We start from the raw sequence: 15,297 nt of genomic DNA, 5'->3' as shown, positions 1-15,297 counted from the left end.
GATGCAAAAGGTTTTCCGCCTATGTCCTTCGATCCTGCCCAGCTCACCTATACTTCCGACGGGTTGATCCCTGCCATTGCCCAAGATCGCGAAAGCGGCGAGGTTCTGATGATGGCTTGGATGAACCAGGAGGCGGTCAAGCGTACGCTGGAAACCGGGCGTGTCACCTATTGGTCACGCTCGCGGCAGTCGTTCTGGGTCAAGGGCGAAAGCTCGGGCCATGTGCAGAAACTGGTCGATTTCCGGGTCGATTGTGATCGTGACTGCCTGCTGGTTCTGGTCGATCAGACCGGTCCGGCCTGTCATACCAACCGACGCAGCTGCTTCTACACCGCCGTGCGCGACGGCAAGGAGATCGAGCTGATGAAACCGATGGACGACTAGGCCACCGCACGCCGCTGCCTTTTTCTGGCCAAAAATACTCCGGGGGAGCGCGCAGCGCGGGGGCAGCGCCCCCCAATCTCACGCTCGACCCCATCCTGTGCTCAGCCCAAGCCCACCATGCTTCGGATCTCATCCGGCGTCACACCCTCGGCGCGGTATCGGGCGATGGCGCGGGCGTCGTCACGCTTGGCCAGCCGCTTGCCATTGTCATCCCGGATCAGCCGGTGGTGATGATAGCGGGGCGTGGAAAACCCCAGCAGATGCTGCAACAGCACATGGATCTGCGTCGCGTCGAACAGATCCTGCCCGCGCACCACATGGGTGATGCCTTGATCGGCATCGTCTACCACCACCGACAGGTGATACGAACTGCCCATCTGACGCCGCGCCAGCACGATATCCCCCACCGTGTGGCACAGGGTGTCGCGGTCGATCCGGTGCGTGCCCGCATGCGCCGGCCCGGTCTCGGTAAAGCTCAGCGGGGGCAGGGCGCGGGTTGCCTTCTCCATGTTCAGCCGGATCACGTCTTCGGGTCCGGCCTCGGACATCGGGCGTGCGCGGCAGGTGCCGGGATAGATCCGCCCATCGGGGCCGAACTGCGGCACGCCCTCTTGCGGGGCGCCGACTGCTGCTTCGATATCCCCCCGACGGCAGCGACAGGGATAGGTCAGCCCCAGTGCCGTAAGCTGGTCCAGCGCCACGCCATAGCGCGGCAACCGCTCCGACTGGCGCATCACCGGCTCGGGCCAGGACAGCCCCAGCCAATGCAAGTCCTGATAGATCTGCATCTCCCATTCCGGTCGCGCCCGGCTCTGGTCGATATCCTCGATCCGCAGCAAAAATCGCCCAGCGGCATCTTGCGCCATGTCATGCGCCAGCAGCGCGGAATAGGCATGGCCCAGATGCAGCGGCCCGGTTGGCGAGGGCGCGAAGCGGGTGGTAAAGCTCACCCCTCCGCGGCATCCAGCCAGAGCTGCCATTCGGTCTTGGCCCGGTCGGTATAGGCTTTGTAGCGATCCTTGCGCCCGCGGCGGCCGCCCTTCAGCCCTTCGACCGGCGGAAACAGACCGAAATTCACGTTCATCGGCTGAAAGGTCTTGGCCTCTGCGCCGCCGGTGATGTGGGTGATCAGCGCCCCGGTCGCAGTGTTTCCCGACGGTGGGGCAAGATCTCCGCCGCGGATCTCGGCCGCGGCCATGCGGCCCGCCAACAGCCCCATCGCGGCGCTTTCGACATAGCCCTCGACACCGGTGATCTGTCCGGCAAAACGGATGTTGGGTTTGGATTTCAGCCGCATCCGATCGTCCAGCAAGGTGGGAGAGTTGATAAAGGTGTTGCGATGGATGCCGCCCAACCGGGCAAACCGCGCCTGCTCCAACCCCGGGATCATCCGCAGAACCTCGGCTTGTGCGCCGTATTTCATCTTGGTCTGAAAGCCCACGATGTTGAACAGCGTTCCCAGCTTGTTGTCGCGGCGCAGCTGCACGATGGCGTGGGCCTTGATCTCTGGCTGGTGCGGGTTGGTCAAGCCGACTGGCTTCATCGGCCCATGACGCGGGGTCTCGCGTCCGCGTTCCGCCATCACCTCGATCGGCAGGCAGCCGTCGAAGTACCCGGCCGTCTCCCCTTCGTGAAATTCGGTCTTGTCAGCGGCCAGCAGCGCGTCGATGAAGGCCTCGTACTGGTCCTTGTCCATTGGACAGTTCAGATAGGCGGTGCGCTCTTCCTCGGTTTCGCCCTTGTCATAGCGCGACTGCATCCATGCCTTCGACATGTCGATGCTCTCGGCATAGATGATCGGCGCGATGGCGTCGAAAAAGGCCAGCGCCTCGGCCCCGGTCTCGGCACGAATCGCCTGCCCAAGGGTCGAGGAGGTAAGTGGCCCGGTGGCGATGATCCACTGGCCCTCGTCCGGCAGGCAATCGATCTCTTCATAAGAGACCGAGATGCGCGGATGCGCCATCAGCCGCTCGGTCACGCTTTCGGCGAAGGGGTCGCGATCAACCGCCAGCGCGCCGCCGGCGGGGATCCGGTTTGCCTCGGCCGCCGCCATGATCAGCCCGTTGGCCGCGCGCATTTCCCAATGCAACAGGCCGACGGCGTTCTGTTCGTCGTCATCGGAGCGAAAGGAATTGGAACAGACCATTTCGGCCAGATTGCCGGTCTTATGGGCAAATGTGGCCACCTTGGGGCGCATTTCGTGGATCACCACGTTGACGCCTGCTTGCGCCGCCTGCCAGGCGGCCTCGGACCCGGCCATGCCGCCGCCCACGATATGAAGTGTGTCGCTCATGCTCTGCCAGATAGGGCAGCGGCGCGCGTGGTGCAACGGTAGACTGGAAACAGCCGACTGGAGACGCCAGACCGGAAATAGCGCCGGTTCAAAAGGAGATGAGCGGGGGTCTTCGCCGTCTCAGGACCGCCGCCAGACGGATAAGAACCGGAGAGAGAAAGCGGCCCGGAGGGACCATCCATCGGCGGCGGCCCGAGACGGGCTTTTGGACTAACAGACAAATGCCACATCGTTGCCATGTTTAGAAGCGGCGTGTTGGAAACAATTCTTCGCAATTTCGAAACGATCCAGATTCACCATATCCCGATCCAACGCCCCCCAACCCAACCCGTCCCAGCCTGCTCCGATCCGGTCGGTCTTGCGGCCTATTGCGCCCAGTCCGGCGGGCGCTTGCCGAGAAAGGCGCTGATGCCCTCTTCGGTGTCGCGATACAGCATGTTTTCCACCATCACCTCGCCAGCATAGGCATAGGCGTCACTGATGGGCATCTGGATCTGGTCATAAAAGGCGCGCTTGCCGATGCGCACCGCAGCGCCCAGCTTGCCCGCCAGTTTGGCGGCCAGATCGGCGGTTTCGCGCTCCAGATCCTCGGGCGCGACGGCCCGGTTGATCAACCCAAGGTCACGGGCGCGGTCGGCCTCGATGAAGTCACCGGTGCTCAGCATCTCGAAGGCGTGCTTGCGTGCGATGTTGCGGGTCAGCGCGACCATCGGTGTCGAGCAGAACAGACCGATGTTCACCCCGTTGACGCCAAAGCGCGTGCCCTGGGCGGCAACCGCCATGTCACAGCTGGCCACCAACTGACACCCGGCGGCGGTGGCGATGCCGTGGACCCGCGCAATTACCGGCTGCGGCAGCGACTGGATCGTCAGCATCATATGTGCGCAGCGGTCGAACAGATCCTTGAAATAGGTCTTGCCGCCATCCTCGGCCTGACGCCCGGCGGTCATCTCCTTAAGGTCGTGACCGGCGCAAAACGCCTTGCCCGCGCCCGACAGGATCACGGCACGGATGCTTTGATCTTGTTTCAGCGCATCGAACTGATCTTGCAGCGCCGCGATCATATCGTCGGACAGCGCATTCAGCCGCTCCGGCGCATTCATGTGCAGATGCGCCACCGCGCCCGTGTCGTTACGTTCCAGAATTGCCATCTTGCCCTCCCAAGAGATGTTGCGGCAACACTAGGGCCAATAAACCGGGAGGAAAAGCATGACTCTGGCCCTGAACGTCGAAGATCTGGCCCTGAACGTCGAAGAATTGTCGGATTATCTGTCGGAGGTGTTTCCCGAAGTCTGGGAGGATTTCGCCATTGACGCCTTGACTAGGGACACGGTGAACGTGCGCCTGTTGACGGATGATCGGCATCTGCGCCCGGGTGGCACGGTGTCTGGCCCGTCGATGTTCGCGCTGGCCGATGTGGCGGTCTATGCGATGGTGCTGGCGCGGGTGGGGCGAAAAGCGCTGGCGGTGACAACCAACTGTTCGATCGACTTCATGCGCAAACCCGAGGCCAACCGCGATCTGATCGCGCAGTGCCGGTTGCTGAAACTGGGCCGCGCGCTGGCGGTGGGGGATGTGCTGTTGTTCTCGGAAGGCAGCGACAAGCCGGTGGCGCATGCCACGCTGACCTATTCGATCCCGCCGCGCGGATAACGGCATATTCGAGCTGGCTTGCGGAGTGTACACTTCGGCCCGAAAACTCCCCAAGGTTTGTATCTGTTTTTGGTATTGGTACAATGTACCCCCCAAGGCTGACGAGGGGTGCCTGAAAAGGTATCTTTAGGGTATAGGTTTGATTTGTATCAAGGCCATGCTCCCCCTTGGGCGGCATCGTCCCCGACAAATGGCAAAAGGAAACACCATGAGCGACGCATCCCCCCCCGGCCAGCAGCCGGAAGAGGCAGAGTTTCACCGCTTGGCGCATTTCCCGATCACCTTCTTCGCGATCGTGATGGGGCTGATGGGATTGGTGCTGGCCTTGCACGGCGCCCATGACACCTTGCCTTGGGCCGCGCCGGTGGCGCAGGTGGTGCTGTATCTGGCGGCGGCGGTTTTTGTCACGCTGATCGGGTTCTATATCGCCAAGATCCTGCGTCATCCGACGGCGGTGCAGGGAGAGTGGAACCATCCGGTCCGACTGGCGTTTTTTCCTGCCGTGTCGATCTCTATGCTGCTGACCGCGACGGCCTGTTATACGGATTATCCGCAGCTGGCCCGGGTGCTCTGGCTGTTGGGAACGGCCGGGCAGGGGGTGCTGACCATCGCCGTCGTCTCTGGCTGGATCAGCCACCGGTCCTTTGAGGTCGCGCATCTGACCCCGGCCTGGTTCATCCCGGCGGTGGGCAATGTGATCGTCCCCGTGGTCGGGGTGCGGTTGGGCCATCCCGAGATTTCATGGCTGTTCTTTTCCGGCGGGGTGATGTTCTGGATCGTGCTGTTGACGCTGGTGATGAACCGGCTGGTCTTTCACAACCCGATCCCGGCGCGTCTGTTTCCGACGCTGGTGATCCTGATCGCGCCGCCAGCGGTGGCCTTTGTTGCGTATTATCAGCTTGTTGGGGTGATAGACACCTTTGCGCATATCCTGCTGAACACAGCCTATGTCTTTGCGCTGTTGGTATTGGTGCAGGTGCCTAAACTGTTGCGGTTGCCGTTTGCGCTGTCGTGGTGGGCGCTGTCCTTTCCTGTCGCCGCGATGACCATCGCCTCGTTCCTCTATGCGCGCTTGGCGCAGTCGGGGTCGCATCTGGTGGTGGGCTATGTGGCGCTGGTGGCGCTTGTCGCGATCATCGTGGGGCTGGTGTACCGCACGCTGATTGCGATTTTCCACGACGAGATCTGCCAGCCCGAATAGGGCTGGCGACGGTCTTCAGGGGCGGGTTGTGGGATTGAACAAAAAAAGACCGGGGCAAAGCCCCGGCCAAGTCAGGGTCCGTTACCGGACGGGGAAAGTGTCAGCCTTTCCAGAACGGGCGCTCCGCCTCTTTTCTGGCTTGGGCCGGTGTGATACCGATGTCTTCCAGCATGTACGGACTCAACCTGTTCAACTGCGTCCGGGTCCGGCGACGCAGGGTCCAATAGCCCATCGCGACGACAATGCGGCGCAGAACCGGAAGGACCGGCTGGTGTTGCCGGTTGGCACCAAGGACAGGAGAAGACCCGGTTTGCATCATGCGAGACATAAGAGCACCCAATGTAATTGTATTGACACAACGGATGTATGTTGTGCATGGTGTTGATACAATAGCGGCGAGTGACGGGTCAAAGGAAAGATTGTAATGAGTACAATTTGGACTGGCACGCTCTCCTCAGCCAGTGGACCGAAATACAAAGCGGTGGCCGAGCGAATTCGCAGCGCGATACAAAACGGTGACCTGACTGTGGGCGACAAGCTGCCGCCGGTTCGCGAACTGGCCTATCAGCTTGAAATCACACCGGGAACCGTCGCGCGCGCCTATACGGTCCTGACCGATGAGGGGGTTCTGCTGGCCGAGGTTGGCCGCGGCACCTTCGTGGCGCCGCCGCCGGGAACGGCGGATGAGACGGGCACCACGGGCGACCCCGAACGGGGGTTCGAGAATGACCTCGCACCGCAACACAAGGACGCGGGCGACGGCTATCACGTCAATCTGTTTTCACCGCATTTGCCCAACGTCGGCCAGGCCGAGTTGATTCGGGAACTGTTAACCGAGGTTGCGCAGGATCCCCCCTCGGGTTTTATGCACTACCCCTCCCGCGAGGCGGCCCGCCCGGCGCGCGAGGCGGCGGCGCGGTGGCTGACGCAGGGGGCCGTGGGGCCGGTGCGCGAAAGCGACGTGGTCTTTTCCAATGGCGGTCAGAATGCGCTGGCGCTGGTGATGCAGGCTGTGCTGCGTGGTCGCCGCCCCGTCGTGCTGGTCGAGGAACTGTCCTATCCCGGGTTCCGCCGCGCGGCAGAGCTGCTGCGGGCCGAGGTGGTGCCGGTGGCGATGGATGCGCAGGGCCTGATCCCCGAGGCGCTTGAGGCCGCCGTGCGCACCCATGACGCACAGATCCTGTGTACCTCGCCCGAGGCGCATAACCCGACCCTGACCTTTACGCCGGAAACGCGCCGCCGCGAGTTGGTCGAGGTTGCCCGCCAGAGTGAGTTGCAGATCCTGGAGGACAATTGTTATCATGTCGCGGCCGGGGCCGGGCCAAGCTTTCGGCTGCTGGCGCCAGAGCGGAGCTGGTACGTCTCTTCGATCTCGAAAAACATCACGCCGGCGCTTCGGGTTGGCTTTGCGCTGGCCCCGCCAGAGCGCACCGCGCATCTTCGCCGCACCGCCGAACACGGGTTTTTCGGCCTCGCCACGCCGCTGACCGATCTGATGGCGAAGCTGTTGGTCGATCCACGGCTCGCGGCGCTGAGCGAACGAATGCTATCGGTGATCGGCGACTATGTGCACTGCGCCGTCCATGAGTTGGGCGAGTATCAAGTGGTCTGGCGCCCGGATGTGCCGTTTCTCTGGCTGACGTTGCCGGCAGGCTGGCGCGCCGGGGCCTTTGTGCAGGCGGCCGAGGCGCAGGGGGTGCGCTTGCGCCCGGCCGAGGATTTCGTGCAGCGCACGGCGCGGGCCCCGCATGCGGTGCGGCTGGCGATCAATGCTGGAGTTGCGCTCGCGACGTTCGAACAGGCGATGCAGCGGGTGCGCAGGCTGCTGGACAATCCGCCGGAACAGATTGCGGTCTAAATGTGGGGTATTATTATACCTAATTTATAACGCATTGATTTGTAACGTATAATCCAGAATTCTTGCTGTTGACGTACCACATAGCCTTCCATATACCCGCTTCATCGAATTCCGGCGGTGCCAGTTGAGCCCGCCGTTCACGACAAACGGGACCGATCCGATGAAAACCTTTTCTGCGAAACCTGCAGAGATCGAAAAGAAGTGGATCCTGGTCGACGCTGAAGGCGTCGTTCTGGGCCGTCTTGCTTCGATCATTGCCACGCGTCTGCGTGGCAAACACAAAGCAACCTTCACGCCGCACATGGACATGGGTGACAACGTTATCGTCATCAATGCCGAGAAAGTGCAGATCACTGGCAAGAAGCGCGAGGAAAACTTCTACTGGCACACCGGGCATCCGGGTGGCATCAAATCGCGCACCAAGCAACAGATCCTGGACGGCGCACACCCTGAGCGCGTTGTGCTTCAGGCTGTCAAGCGCATGCTGCCGGGCAACCGCCTGTCGCGCCAGCAGATGACCAATCTGCGCATCTACGCCGGTGCCGAACATCCGCATGAGGCCCAGAGCCCCGACGTTCTGGATGTCAAATCCATGAACAAGAAAAACACCCGGAGCTGATACCGATGGCTGATCAGATCAACACTCTCGAAGAGCTGAGCGCCGTTGCTGGCGTGGAAGCAGTGAGCGAAGTGCTCATCGCGTATGAACCCATCCGCGACGAGCTTGGCCGGTCCTATGCGACTGGCAAGCGGAAAGACGCGGTCGCCCGCGTCTGGATCAAGCCGGGTTCCGGCAAGGTCACCGTGAACGGCAAGGAAATGAAAACCTATTTTGCCCGTCCGGTGCTGCAGATGATCCTGCGTCAACCGTTCACCGTGGCCGGCGTCGAGGACCAGTTCGACGTGATGGCGACCGTCAAAGGCGGTGGCTTGTCGGGTCAGGCCGGTGCGGTCAAGCACGGCATCTCGAAAGCGCTGCAGCTTTATGAACCGAGCCTGCGCGGTGCCCTGAAAGCTGCTGGCTTCCTCACCCGCGACAGCCGCGTGGTGGAACGGAAGAAATACGGCAAGCGCAAAGCACGCCGGAGCTTCCAGTTCTCCAAGCGTTAATCGCTGGCGACATCAAACTGCAAAAGGCCGCGCAAATGCGCGGCCTTTTTCGTTGGCGGGGGTGGATGGCTGGCAGATCTGCCAGCCGTTTCGGTCAGTCGGGTTTCACATACCAATCGTCAAAGCGGGACACCTCTTCAAGTACGCGGCGATACCCCTTGCCGGTCAGAAGAGCGTGGATGTCCTCTCGTTGCGGGGCGTGGTTATGCTCCACCGTCATCACCCGAAACGACCAGCGGTCAAAATCCACGGCGTTGAGAATGTCGAATTCGCTGCCTTCGGTATCGACAGACAGATAGTCGATCTTGGCCGGGGCTGAATGCTGGTCCAGCAAATCGTTTAGCGAAACGGTCTCGACCTCATACTGATGCCCACGCAGCTTGCGCGAGGTTTTGACAAAGCTGGAAATCGCCGAGTTTTCGCCGCGCGGCGCCTCGGTGAATTGCAGCTTTTCACCGCTGGCCCGCCAGACACAACGGCTGTCGATGATTGCGCTGCGATTGGCGCGCAGATCCGCATGCCAGCCTTGGGCGGGCTCGGCCAGGATGCCGGACCAGCCGTACTGGGTTTCCAACAGATAGCTGTTGTTCAGATCGATCCCATCTGTCGCCCCGAATTCGACGAAGAAGCCGCCATGTTTGAAGCCGGTCTGGCTGAGTGCGAACAGATCCTGGCGGAGTTGCGATCGCGAGGCATCGAGTTGCTCGAAACAACGGTTGCGGATCTCGGGAGGCATCGCCTTGAGGAACTGAAGGTCGAAAAACCCGCTCTCGCGCGCTTTGAGCTGTCTATAGCGGTCTTTTCTGGTGATTGTGGTGTTTGAAAGAAAATGGGACAATGCGGACGCCAATATGCTGGAGTTTCCTGAAATTCAGGATGATTGAGTATGGTTCCAATTTCCTAACGGCCTGAAAAATTCTCTGCAAGGTTGAATTTTGGGCGCTTCAGTCGTCCGCTGGAATCAGCCCAAGCCCACGCAGATAAATGCCGATCCCGGTTTCCAGCAGATCCTCGGGCGAAAACGGGGACGCGGCGCCGGCGTTGCGGGCATAAAGTTCGACCACGCCATGACTCAACGCCCAGATATGGGCGCTGAACATCGCGGCGGGCGGGCGTTTTTCGGCCGGGATATGTTCCGACAGATCGGCGGCGGCCAATTCCAGCACACCACGGGCGCGCGCCGCCGCAGCCGACAGTTCCGGCGTGCGATTGAGCGAGATGCCGCTTTCAAACATCGAGATATAATGCCCCGGATGCTTGCGCGCAAAGGCCAGATAGGCGCGCCCGGTCGCCTCAAAGGCGGCCAGTGCCGAGGGTTGGCCACTGTCATAGGCGTATTGCATCAGGTCCGCGAACATCTCGAAGCCTTGGCGCGCGGCCTCGGCGATCAGATCCTCGCGGCCCGCGAAATGGCGATAGACCGCCGCCGGGGTAACGCCAGCGGTCTTGGCCGCCTCCGACAGGGTGAACCCCGTCGGGCCTTTGGCCTCGATCAGCTGCAACGCGGCCTCGATCAGCGCCTGGCGCAGGTTGCCGTGATGATAGCCGCGTTTAGCCATCCCAGATGTCCGGCCCGCCACAGATTTTGGGATCGCTTTGGCCAAGCGCCTTTTCGTCCTTGTGATCGTAATCCAGCGCCAGCAGCATATGCCGGATCGCCGCAATCCGCGCGCGCCGCTTATCCTCAGAGCGGATCACCGTCCAAGGCGCGCGCTTGGCGTGGCTGCGGCTAAGGGTTTCGCCGATCGCCTCGGAATAGCTGTCCCAACGCGCCAGCCCCTTGACGTCGATCTCGCTGAGTTTCCAGTGTTTCAGCGGGTCGCTTTCGCGATCCAGAAACCGGCGCAGCTGTTCGGCCTGGCCCACGTTCAGCCAGAATTTGAACAGGTGGATACCGTCATCCACCAGCGCCTGTTCGAACGGGCGGACCTGACGGAAAAAGCGTTCGCGCTCGGGCTCGGAGCAAAAGCCAAAGACCTTTTCCACCACGCCGCGGTTGTACCAGCTGCGATCATAAAACACGATCTCGCCGCTGCTGGGCAGGTGGTCGATGTAGCGCTGGAAATACCATTGGCCGCGCTCTCCGTCGGAGGGTTTGGGCAGGGCAACCAGCCGTGCGCCGCGCGGGTTCAGATATTCGCGAAACCGCTTGATGGTGCCGCCCTTGCCGGCGGCATCGCGGCCCTCGAAAACGGCCACCACCCGGGCGCCGCTTTTCTTGACCCAAGCCTGCATCTTTCCCAGTTCGATATGCAGCGCCATGATCTCGCGCTCATAGGCCTTGCGCCCCATCCGCTCGGAATAGGGGTAACTTGGGTTCAGGATATCATCCTTGTCGGCCCGCCGGATCGCTTTGCGGATGGCGTTGGGCGCCTCATGCTCGAAAAATCGGGTAATTGCGCTATCAAAAGGGAGATCCATGTGCCCGCCTCTGCGTTGTTGGTTGCTCTCTATATGGGATGTTAATCCGATTAACGCAAACCCGCAGGTTGCCACGTTTGCGGCGCGGGGGCCGTCAACGCCAGCCCGATCAGGGCCAGCAGACCGCGCCCGCGCAGATCACCTGCAGCGCACTAACTGCGCAAATCCGAGATTTCCATGCCGATTTTGGAACGGTCATATGGGGTTGTTGCATAGATCTCACTGATCCAGTTGCCATAAAGCAGATGCGCCTGACTTTTCCAGCGGTTCAGCGGCTTTCTGCTGGGATCGTCATCGGGGTAATAGTTGACCGGAACCTTGACCGCTTGACCGCTGGCGACATCTCGGTCGTATTCCTGTTTCAGCGTGTCGCTGTCATATTCGAAATGGTTGAAAATATAGACTGCGCGATGCGTCGGGTCCGCGACCAGACAGGGGCCAACCTCGTCGCTGCCCAGCAACGTGATCAACTCTGGCACCGCGTCGATCTCGGGTTGTTTCATTTCGGTCCAACGGCTGACGGGAACGATGAAATCATCCGAGAACCCGCGCAGCAACGGTGTGGCAGGGGCAAGGTTCTTGTGGCGGAAACAACCGAAGGCCTTGTGATCCAGCAGGTGTTTGTTCACCCCCTGAAAATAGTGGATCATCGCCATCCCGCCCCAGCAGACGCCAAAGGTGGAATGCACGTTGCTTTGGGTCCAGTCAAAAACCTCGCGCAATTCGTCCCAATAGGTGACCTCTTCGAACTCCAGTTGTTCGATCGGGGCACCGGTGATGATCAGCCCGTCGAATTTTTCGTCCTTCACCTCCTGAAAGGGGCGATAAAATTCTTCCATATGCTCGGCTGCGGTGGTTTTCGAATGATGTTCGCTCATCCGGATCAGCGACAGTTCGATCTGCAGCGGCGTCGCGCCGATCAGCCGGGCGAACTGGTTCTCGGTCTGGATCTTCTTGGGCATCAGATTCAGCAACCCGATCCGCAGCGGGCGAATGTCTTGCCGCGCGGCCTGATCCTCGGACATGACCATGACGCCCTCACGCGTGAGAACATCAAAGGCGGGCAGGTCGGCGGGGATCTTGATCGGCATGATGAATGCGGCTCCAGTGTTGCGTCACCGCTAGATAGTCCCTCTGCGCGCCAGAGCCAAGCGAGGACACCGGTGTTGCGCTTGGGCGGGGCGAGGGGTGAGACGCACGAAAGGAAGGGGCGGTGCCCCCGTTTCCCGGTGACGTCAGGTCTGCGCCGCGATGGCCCCGGCGATCAGATCGTCGAAATCGGTGGCATCGCGCAGCGCCGCGATCTGGTCGGCGGTCACGGTGATGCCCCAGTGCTGCGCCATTGCGGCATAGCGCGGCTGGCGATGCGCCAGCGCCTGCGCATAGGTCCAGCGGATGAAATCATCCGGGTCCACCTGATCCTCGGCGCAGTTTTTTTCGGCGAGATACTGGTCCCAGACCCGGTCCAGAAACGCTGGCTGATACGACATCGGCTTGGGCGCGCGGTCAAAGCGGCGGATCAGATCCTGTGTGTGGGCCTCGTCGCCCTTAATCCAGACCATCAGCGCATGTTTGTTCAGCTCGCTCAGAACCGGATCCTTGGGGTTCTCCGGATCCACCCATTCGCAGATCGAGCCGCCGGTGTCGCAGATGAAATGCGGATATCCGTACAGTCGCTCGGCCCGGTCAACGAAATATTCGGTATCCAACAGCGCGTGAATCTCGGCCAGCCGGAACTGTTCCTGTCGGCGGCGGTATTCGGCAATCGGCAACCCGCCCTTGGTCGGATCGCCCGGTTTGCCCAGATAGGTCGAGACCGGGGTGAGATTGTCAAAGCTGATATTCGAGCCGATATAGATCGAATCCGACAGCAGAAGATCACGCAGAAACGGCACTTTCATCGCCTCGGCCTTGGCGTTGTCGGTGATGTATTCGCCCATGTATCGGGTGCCGATACGATAATCGATGCTGTAGTGGAACCAGTCGCCCGCCGCCCGCAACATATTGCTGACATGGGTTTTCCCTAGCCCGGACATGCCAAAGAACAGCACCCGTTTGCGCGGTGCTGCGCGCCAGTCTTCTGCCGTGGAATAAAGCATCTGTCCCCGATCCCCGTTTCGGTTCTGATCTAGCCATGGGCGCGGCTGCGGTCAATCAGGCTGAACCGTCTCGGGCTCAGGCCGTGCGAAACCGCCGCGTCTCGGACAGGATGTTGAGGTAATTTCCGGCAAAGATTACCGCAGCGCCGGCAAAGACCCAGATCTCCAGCGGTTCGGCGTACAGGATCATGCCGACGATTGCGATGGTCGGTAGCCGGGCGAAATCAAACGGCATCACCACCGTGGCCGGCGCGATGGACAGCGCATTGGCCAGACAGAAATGCGCCAGCAGCCCGCCCAAGGCGATCACCACCAGCCACGGTGCGGTGGTCGCATCCGGCAGCGCCACATCGCCGTCGATCCCGGCGGTGATCGCGCCAAAGATCAGTTGCAGCAGCGTCAGCCAGAACATGATATTGGCGACGCTGTGGCGTCGGGTCAGTTTCTTGGTCAGCATGTTGGTAAAGGCAAAGAACACCGCCGCGCCCGCTGCGGCAAAGACCCCGACATTCAGCGTGTCGGGGCTGGGCCGGGCGATGATCAGGATGCCGACAAACCCCACAAGGGCCGACACCGCGCGCGCCGGGGTAAGCCGTTCGCCCAGCACCAGCGGTGACAACACCACCACCCAGAGCGGGGCAGTAAACTCCAGCGCAAAGACCTGCGCCAGCGGAATTGCGGTGACGGCAAAAAACCATAGGTTCTGGCCAGCAAAATGGACCAGATTGCGCAGGGTCTGCTGGCCCAGATCGCGGGTGTTGACCTGACCGGTTTTCCCGGTCAGCCCCAAAAGGACCACCACGATGGCAAACCCAAGTGCGCTGCGATACATCATGATTTCAAAGGTATCGAGCGCAAAGCTCACCTCGCGCCCCGCTACGGCCATGGCCGAGAACGACGTGATGGCGCCGGTCATCCACAGCGCGGCAAGCCCGACGCGGGGTTGAGACGGTTCCTGCATGGTGAAGCTTCCCCCTTGGCGTGCACCGAAACGTTTCAGTGGTGGAAGGTCAAGCCGGATTGCGGTGGATTATTCTTCGGGTTGCAAAAGCGCCGCCAGATACTGAGGCGAAAGTGGGCGACATTGCGTGGGGTCGATCGCGGTCTCTTCTGGTATCTGTCTCCAGTTAAAAGCTGTACAACTTTCACGAGAAAACTTAAACCTGCGCTATCGCAACTTGGAGGGGGGCGGGTTCTATGACAATCTATATTTCCGGGGGCTCAAATTCCCTCGCGAAAGACGGCTGGGTGTCGAAATTCCGAGAGGTGATGGGCCCAAATGCGGATATTCAGAACATTTCAGTTGGGGCCGCACCGTCTCATATGGCCGTCTATCGCTGTCTTAGCACAGTAGAGCTGAGCGCAGGAGATACAGTGGTTTGGGAATATGGCATCAATGATGCGAACCACATTTATAAAAAAGGCATGAATGAACGCGAGTTCGTCCGGGCCGTCGAATGGGTGATCGAGGGCTGCGCGGAAAAAGGCGCGGGGTTCGTGGCTGCCATCTTCCAGCCGCGGGACCTGGAACGACTGGGAGGCATGAGCCGCTACCGATCCTTGTTGCGAGAGCTGTTCGACAAATATGGGGTTCCGTATCTGGACGTTCCCGAAGCCTATCCCGCCGCTCACGGGTTGAGACGTATCCCGCCGAAGTTGTTCCGGAACCGGATGCACTATGATCAGGACAGTCCGATCATGGACTTTATTGCCGAGGAGGTGACGAAATTGGTTCGTGCCTCAGCGGAAGCCATTCCACATACGGTGGCAGAAAAGAAACTGCGCTTTTACAAGGATTTTTCTGGCGGGAGCTTGGAAAGTTTCAAGAACAGGGCCTTGGAGACGAATATGTGGAAACCCGGTCCTGACGGCCTGAGCGGACAGTTGCTTGGCTCGGGACGGCTGGTCGGAGTTGTTCTTATTGCCAAGCCAGACGGGGGAGCTTTGGATTTCGAGATGGCGGGAGCGAGCTTGCGGTTCTCTGTTGCTTCCCGGGAGAAGGGTTTCGACAAGCCGATGTTGAAGTTTGTCTCTTTTCCGTGGCTGTTTGGGCGGGAAACCCGGTTTCAGGCGGGAGACGAGTTTTCGCTGAAATGGGCGGACAGTACCGATGGGATGCTGGCCTATCCGGACTTCAGGAAAATCCTGAAACAGCCGGCTCTTATGGGGCGGGCCTCTCGTATCGTCGCGCTCATGACCGAGGAATAGAGCGCCTTCGCGCTCGGGCTCCTGAACAGTCAAACGCCGCAGCCGGACCGCCCCGTGCAGGACGTAAGCG

General features: G+C 60.8%; 17 protein-coding genes. 7 read left to right on the top strand and 10 right to left on the bottom strand.

What is annotated here, in order from left to right; all coding sequences use genetic code 11:
- The first annotated feature begins 21 nt into the window (after positions 1-21).
- Complete coding sequence (hisI, locus tag E1B25_RS09740) at positions 22-384, top strand: phosphoribosyl-AMP cyclohydrolase (protein WP_132828806.1); 363 nt, start codon at positions 22-24, stop codon at positions 382-384.
- A gap of 101 nt (positions 385-485) precedes the next feature.
- Here the strand turns inward: hisI and gluQRS are convergent, their stop codons facing one another.
- The 3 genes from gluQRS to E1B25_RS09725 all read right to left on the bottom strand — a co-directional run bounded on the left by gluQRS (position 486) and on the right by E1B25_RS09725 (position 3,828).
- Positions 486-1,334: a tRNA glutamyl-Q(34) synthetase GluQRS gene (gene gluQRS, locus E1B25_RS09735; protein WP_132828804.1), complete on the bottom strand. Its 849-nt coding sequence runs from the start codon at positions 1,332-1,334 to the stop codon at positions 486-488.
- Positions 1,331-2,677 carry a methylenetetrahydrofolate--tRNA-(uracil(54)-C(5))-methyltransferase (FADH(2)-oxidizing) TrmFO gene (trmFO, locus tag E1B25_RS09730; protein ID WP_132828802.1) on the bottom strand — a complete coding sequence of 449 codons (1,347 nt, stop codon included), beginning with the start codon at positions 2,675-2,677 and terminating at the stop codon, positions 1,331-1,333. The genes gluQRS and trmFO overlap by 4 nt, the downstream gene beginning before the upstream one ends.
- A gap of 365 nt (positions 2,678-3,042) precedes the next feature.
- Positions 3,043-3,828, bottom strand: coding sequence for an enoyl-CoA hydratase (locus tag E1B25_RS09725; RefSeq protein ID WP_132828800.1), 786 nt, complete (start codon positions 3,826-3,828; stop codon positions 3,043-3,045).
- Positions 3,829-3,886: 58 nt separating this feature from the next.
- On the opposite strand from E1B25_RS09725, the gene E1B25_RS09720 reads away from it, so the two are divergent.
- Positions 3,887-4,330, top strand: a complete 444-nt coding sequence (locus E1B25_RS09720; RefSeq protein WP_132828799.1) for a PaaI family thioesterase — start codon at positions 3,887-3,889, stop codon at positions 4,328-4,330.
- Between the two features lie 208 nt (positions 4,331-4,538).
- Positions 4,539-5,531 (top strand): SLAC1 anion channel family protein, encoded by a 993-nt coding sequence (locus tag E1B25_RS09715; protein WP_132828797.1) that lies wholly within the window; start codon positions 4,539-4,541, stop codon positions 5,529-5,531.
- Between the two features lie 100 nt (positions 5,532-5,631).
- Here the strand turns inward: E1B25_RS09715 and E1B25_RS22855 are convergent, their stop codons facing one another.
- Positions 5,632-5,763, bottom strand: coding sequence for a DUF1127 domain-containing protein (locus E1B25_RS22855; protein ID WP_425358930.1), 132 nt, complete (start codon positions 5,761-5,763; stop codon positions 5,632-5,634).
- Positions 5,764-5,955: 192 nt separating this feature from the next.
- Between E1B25_RS22855 and E1B25_RS09705 the strand changes: the two genes are divergently transcribed.
- The 3 genes from E1B25_RS09705 (at position 5,956) to rpsI (ending at position 8,499) form a co-directional block, all read left to right on the top strand.
- Positions 5,956-7,389, top strand: coding sequence for an aminotransferase-like domain-containing protein (locus tag E1B25_RS09705; RefSeq protein WP_132828793.1), 1,434 nt, complete (start codon positions 5,956-5,958; stop codon positions 7,387-7,389).
- Between the two features lie 160 nt (positions 7,390-7,549).
- Positions 7,550-8,008 (top strand): 50S ribosomal protein L13, encoded by a 459-nt coding sequence (gene rplM, locus E1B25_RS09700; RefSeq protein WP_132828792.1) that lies wholly within the window; start codon positions 7,550-7,552, stop codon positions 8,006-8,008.
- 5 nt (positions 8,009-8,013) lie between these two features.
- Positions 8,014-8,499, top strand: a complete 486-nt coding sequence (gene rpsI / locus E1B25_RS09695; RefSeq protein WP_132828790.1) for a 30S ribosomal protein S9 — start codon at positions 8,014-8,016, stop codon at positions 8,497-8,499.
- Between the two features lie 94 nt (positions 8,500-8,593).
- On the opposite strand, the gene E1B25_RS09690 is transcribed toward rpsI, so the two are convergent.
- From E1B25_RS09690 to E1B25_RS09665, 6 genes are all read right to left on the bottom strand, one after another.
- Positions 8,594-9,337 (bottom strand): FkbM family methyltransferase, encoded by a 744-nt coding sequence (locus E1B25_RS09690; RefSeq protein WP_132828789.1) that lies wholly within the window; start codon positions 9,335-9,337, stop codon positions 8,594-8,596.
- Between the two features lie 106 nt (positions 9,338-9,443).
- Positions 9,444-10,058, bottom strand: coding sequence for a TetR/AcrR family transcriptional regulator (locus E1B25_RS09685; RefSeq protein WP_132828787.1), 615 nt, complete (start codon positions 10,056-10,058; stop codon positions 9,444-9,446).
- Positions 10,051-10,920: a polyphosphate kinase 2 gene (gene ppk2 / locus E1B25_RS09680; RefSeq protein WP_132828786.1), complete on the bottom strand. Its 870-nt coding sequence runs from the start codon at positions 10,918-10,920 to the stop codon at positions 10,051-10,053. The genes E1B25_RS09685 and ppk2 overlap by 8 nt, the downstream gene beginning before the upstream one ends.
- Positions 10,921-11,072: 152 nt before the next feature.
- Positions 11,073-12,011: a homoserine O-acetyltransferase MetA gene (metA, locus tag E1B25_RS09675; RefSeq protein ID WP_132828784.1), complete on the bottom strand. Its 939-nt coding sequence runs from the start codon at positions 12,009-12,011 to the stop codon at positions 11,073-11,075.
- A 144-nt stretch (positions 12,012-12,155) separates the two neighbouring features.
- Complete coding sequence (locus E1B25_RS09670) at positions 12,156-13,019, bottom strand: ATPase (RefSeq protein WP_132828783.1); 864 nt, start codon at positions 13,017-13,019, stop codon at positions 12,156-12,158.
- A gap of 76 nt (positions 13,020-13,095) precedes the next feature.
- Positions 13,096-13,980, bottom strand: coding sequence for a DMT family transporter (locus tag E1B25_RS09665; protein ID WP_132828781.1), 885 nt, complete (start codon positions 13,978-13,980; stop codon positions 13,096-13,098).
- 236 nt (positions 13,981-14,216) lie between these two features.
- On the opposite strand from E1B25_RS09665, the gene E1B25_RS09660 reads away from it, so the two are divergent.
- A complete protein-coding gene (locus E1B25_RS09660; RefSeq protein ID WP_132828780.1) occupies positions 14,217-15,227 on the top strand; it encodes an SGNH/GDSL hydrolase family protein in 1,011 nt (336 codons plus the stop codon).
- Positions 15,228-15,297: the final 70 nt, after the last annotated feature.

Origin of the sequence: Antarcticimicrobium sediminis (assembly GCF_004348975.1) — a bacterium.
Taxonomy (GTDB): Bacteria; Pseudomonadota; Alphaproteobacteria; order Rhodobacterales; family Rhodobacteraceae; genus Antarcticimicrobium; species Antarcticimicrobium sediminis.
The sequence above is the reverse complement of the archived record's forward strand: the minus strand, read 5'-3'. Positions and strand labels throughout refer to the sequence as shown.

Coding starts and splice junctions, on each gene's coding strand:
- hisI (WP_132828806.1), top strand. CDS start 22: ATGTCCTTCGATCCTGCCCAGCTCACCTATACTTCCGACGGGTTGATC.
- trmFO (WP_132828802.1), bottom strand. CDS start 2,677: ATGAGCGACACACTTCATATCGTGGGCGGCGGCATGGCCGGGTCCGAG.
- E1B25_RS09725 (WP_132828800.1), bottom strand. CDS start 3,828: ATGGCAATTCTGGAACGTAACGACACGGGCGCGGTGGCGCATCTGCAC.
- E1B25_RS09720 (WP_132828799.1), top strand. CDS start 3,887: ATGACTCTGGCCCTGAACGTCGAAGATCTGGCCCTGAACGTCGAAGAA.
- E1B25_RS09715 (WP_132828797.1), top strand. CDS start 4,539: ATGAGCGACGCATCCCCCCCCGGCCAGCAGCCGGAAGAGGCAGAGTTT.
- E1B25_RS22855 (WP_425358930.1), bottom strand. CDS start 5,763: ATGGGCTATTGGACCCTGCGTCGCCGGACCCGGACGCAGTTGAACAGG.
- E1B25_RS09705 (WP_132828793.1), top strand. CDS start 5,956: ATGAGTACAATTTGGACTGGCACGCTCTCCTCAGCCAGTGGACCGAAA.
- rplM (WP_132828792.1), top strand. CDS start 7,550: ATGAAAACCTTTTCTGCGAAACCTGCAGAGATCGAAAAGAAGTGGATC.
- rpsI (WP_132828790.1), top strand. CDS start 8,014: ATGGCTGATCAGATCAACACTCTCGAAGAGCTGAGCGCCGTTGCTGGC.
- E1B25_RS09685 (WP_132828787.1), bottom strand. CDS start 10,058: ATGGCTAAACGCGGCTATCATCACGGCAACCTGCGCCAGGCGCTGATC.
- ppk2 (WP_132828786.1), bottom strand. CDS start 10,920: ATGGATCTCCCTTTTGATAGCGCAATTACCCGATTTTTCGAGCATGAG.
- metA (WP_132828784.1), bottom strand. CDS start 12,011: ATGCCGATCAAGATCCCCGCCGACCTGCCCGCCTTTGATGTTCTCACG.
- E1B25_RS09670 (WP_132828783.1), bottom strand. CDS start 13,019: ATGCTTTATTCCACGGCAGAAGACTGGCGCGCAGCACCGCGCAAACGG.
- E1B25_RS09665 (WP_132828781.1), bottom strand. CDS start 13,980: ATGCAGGAACCGTCTCAACCCCGCGTCGGGCTTGCCGCGCTGTGGATG.
- E1B25_RS09660 (WP_132828780.1), top strand. CDS start 14,217: ATGACAATCTATATTTCCGGGGGCTCAAATTCCCTCGCGAAAGACGGC.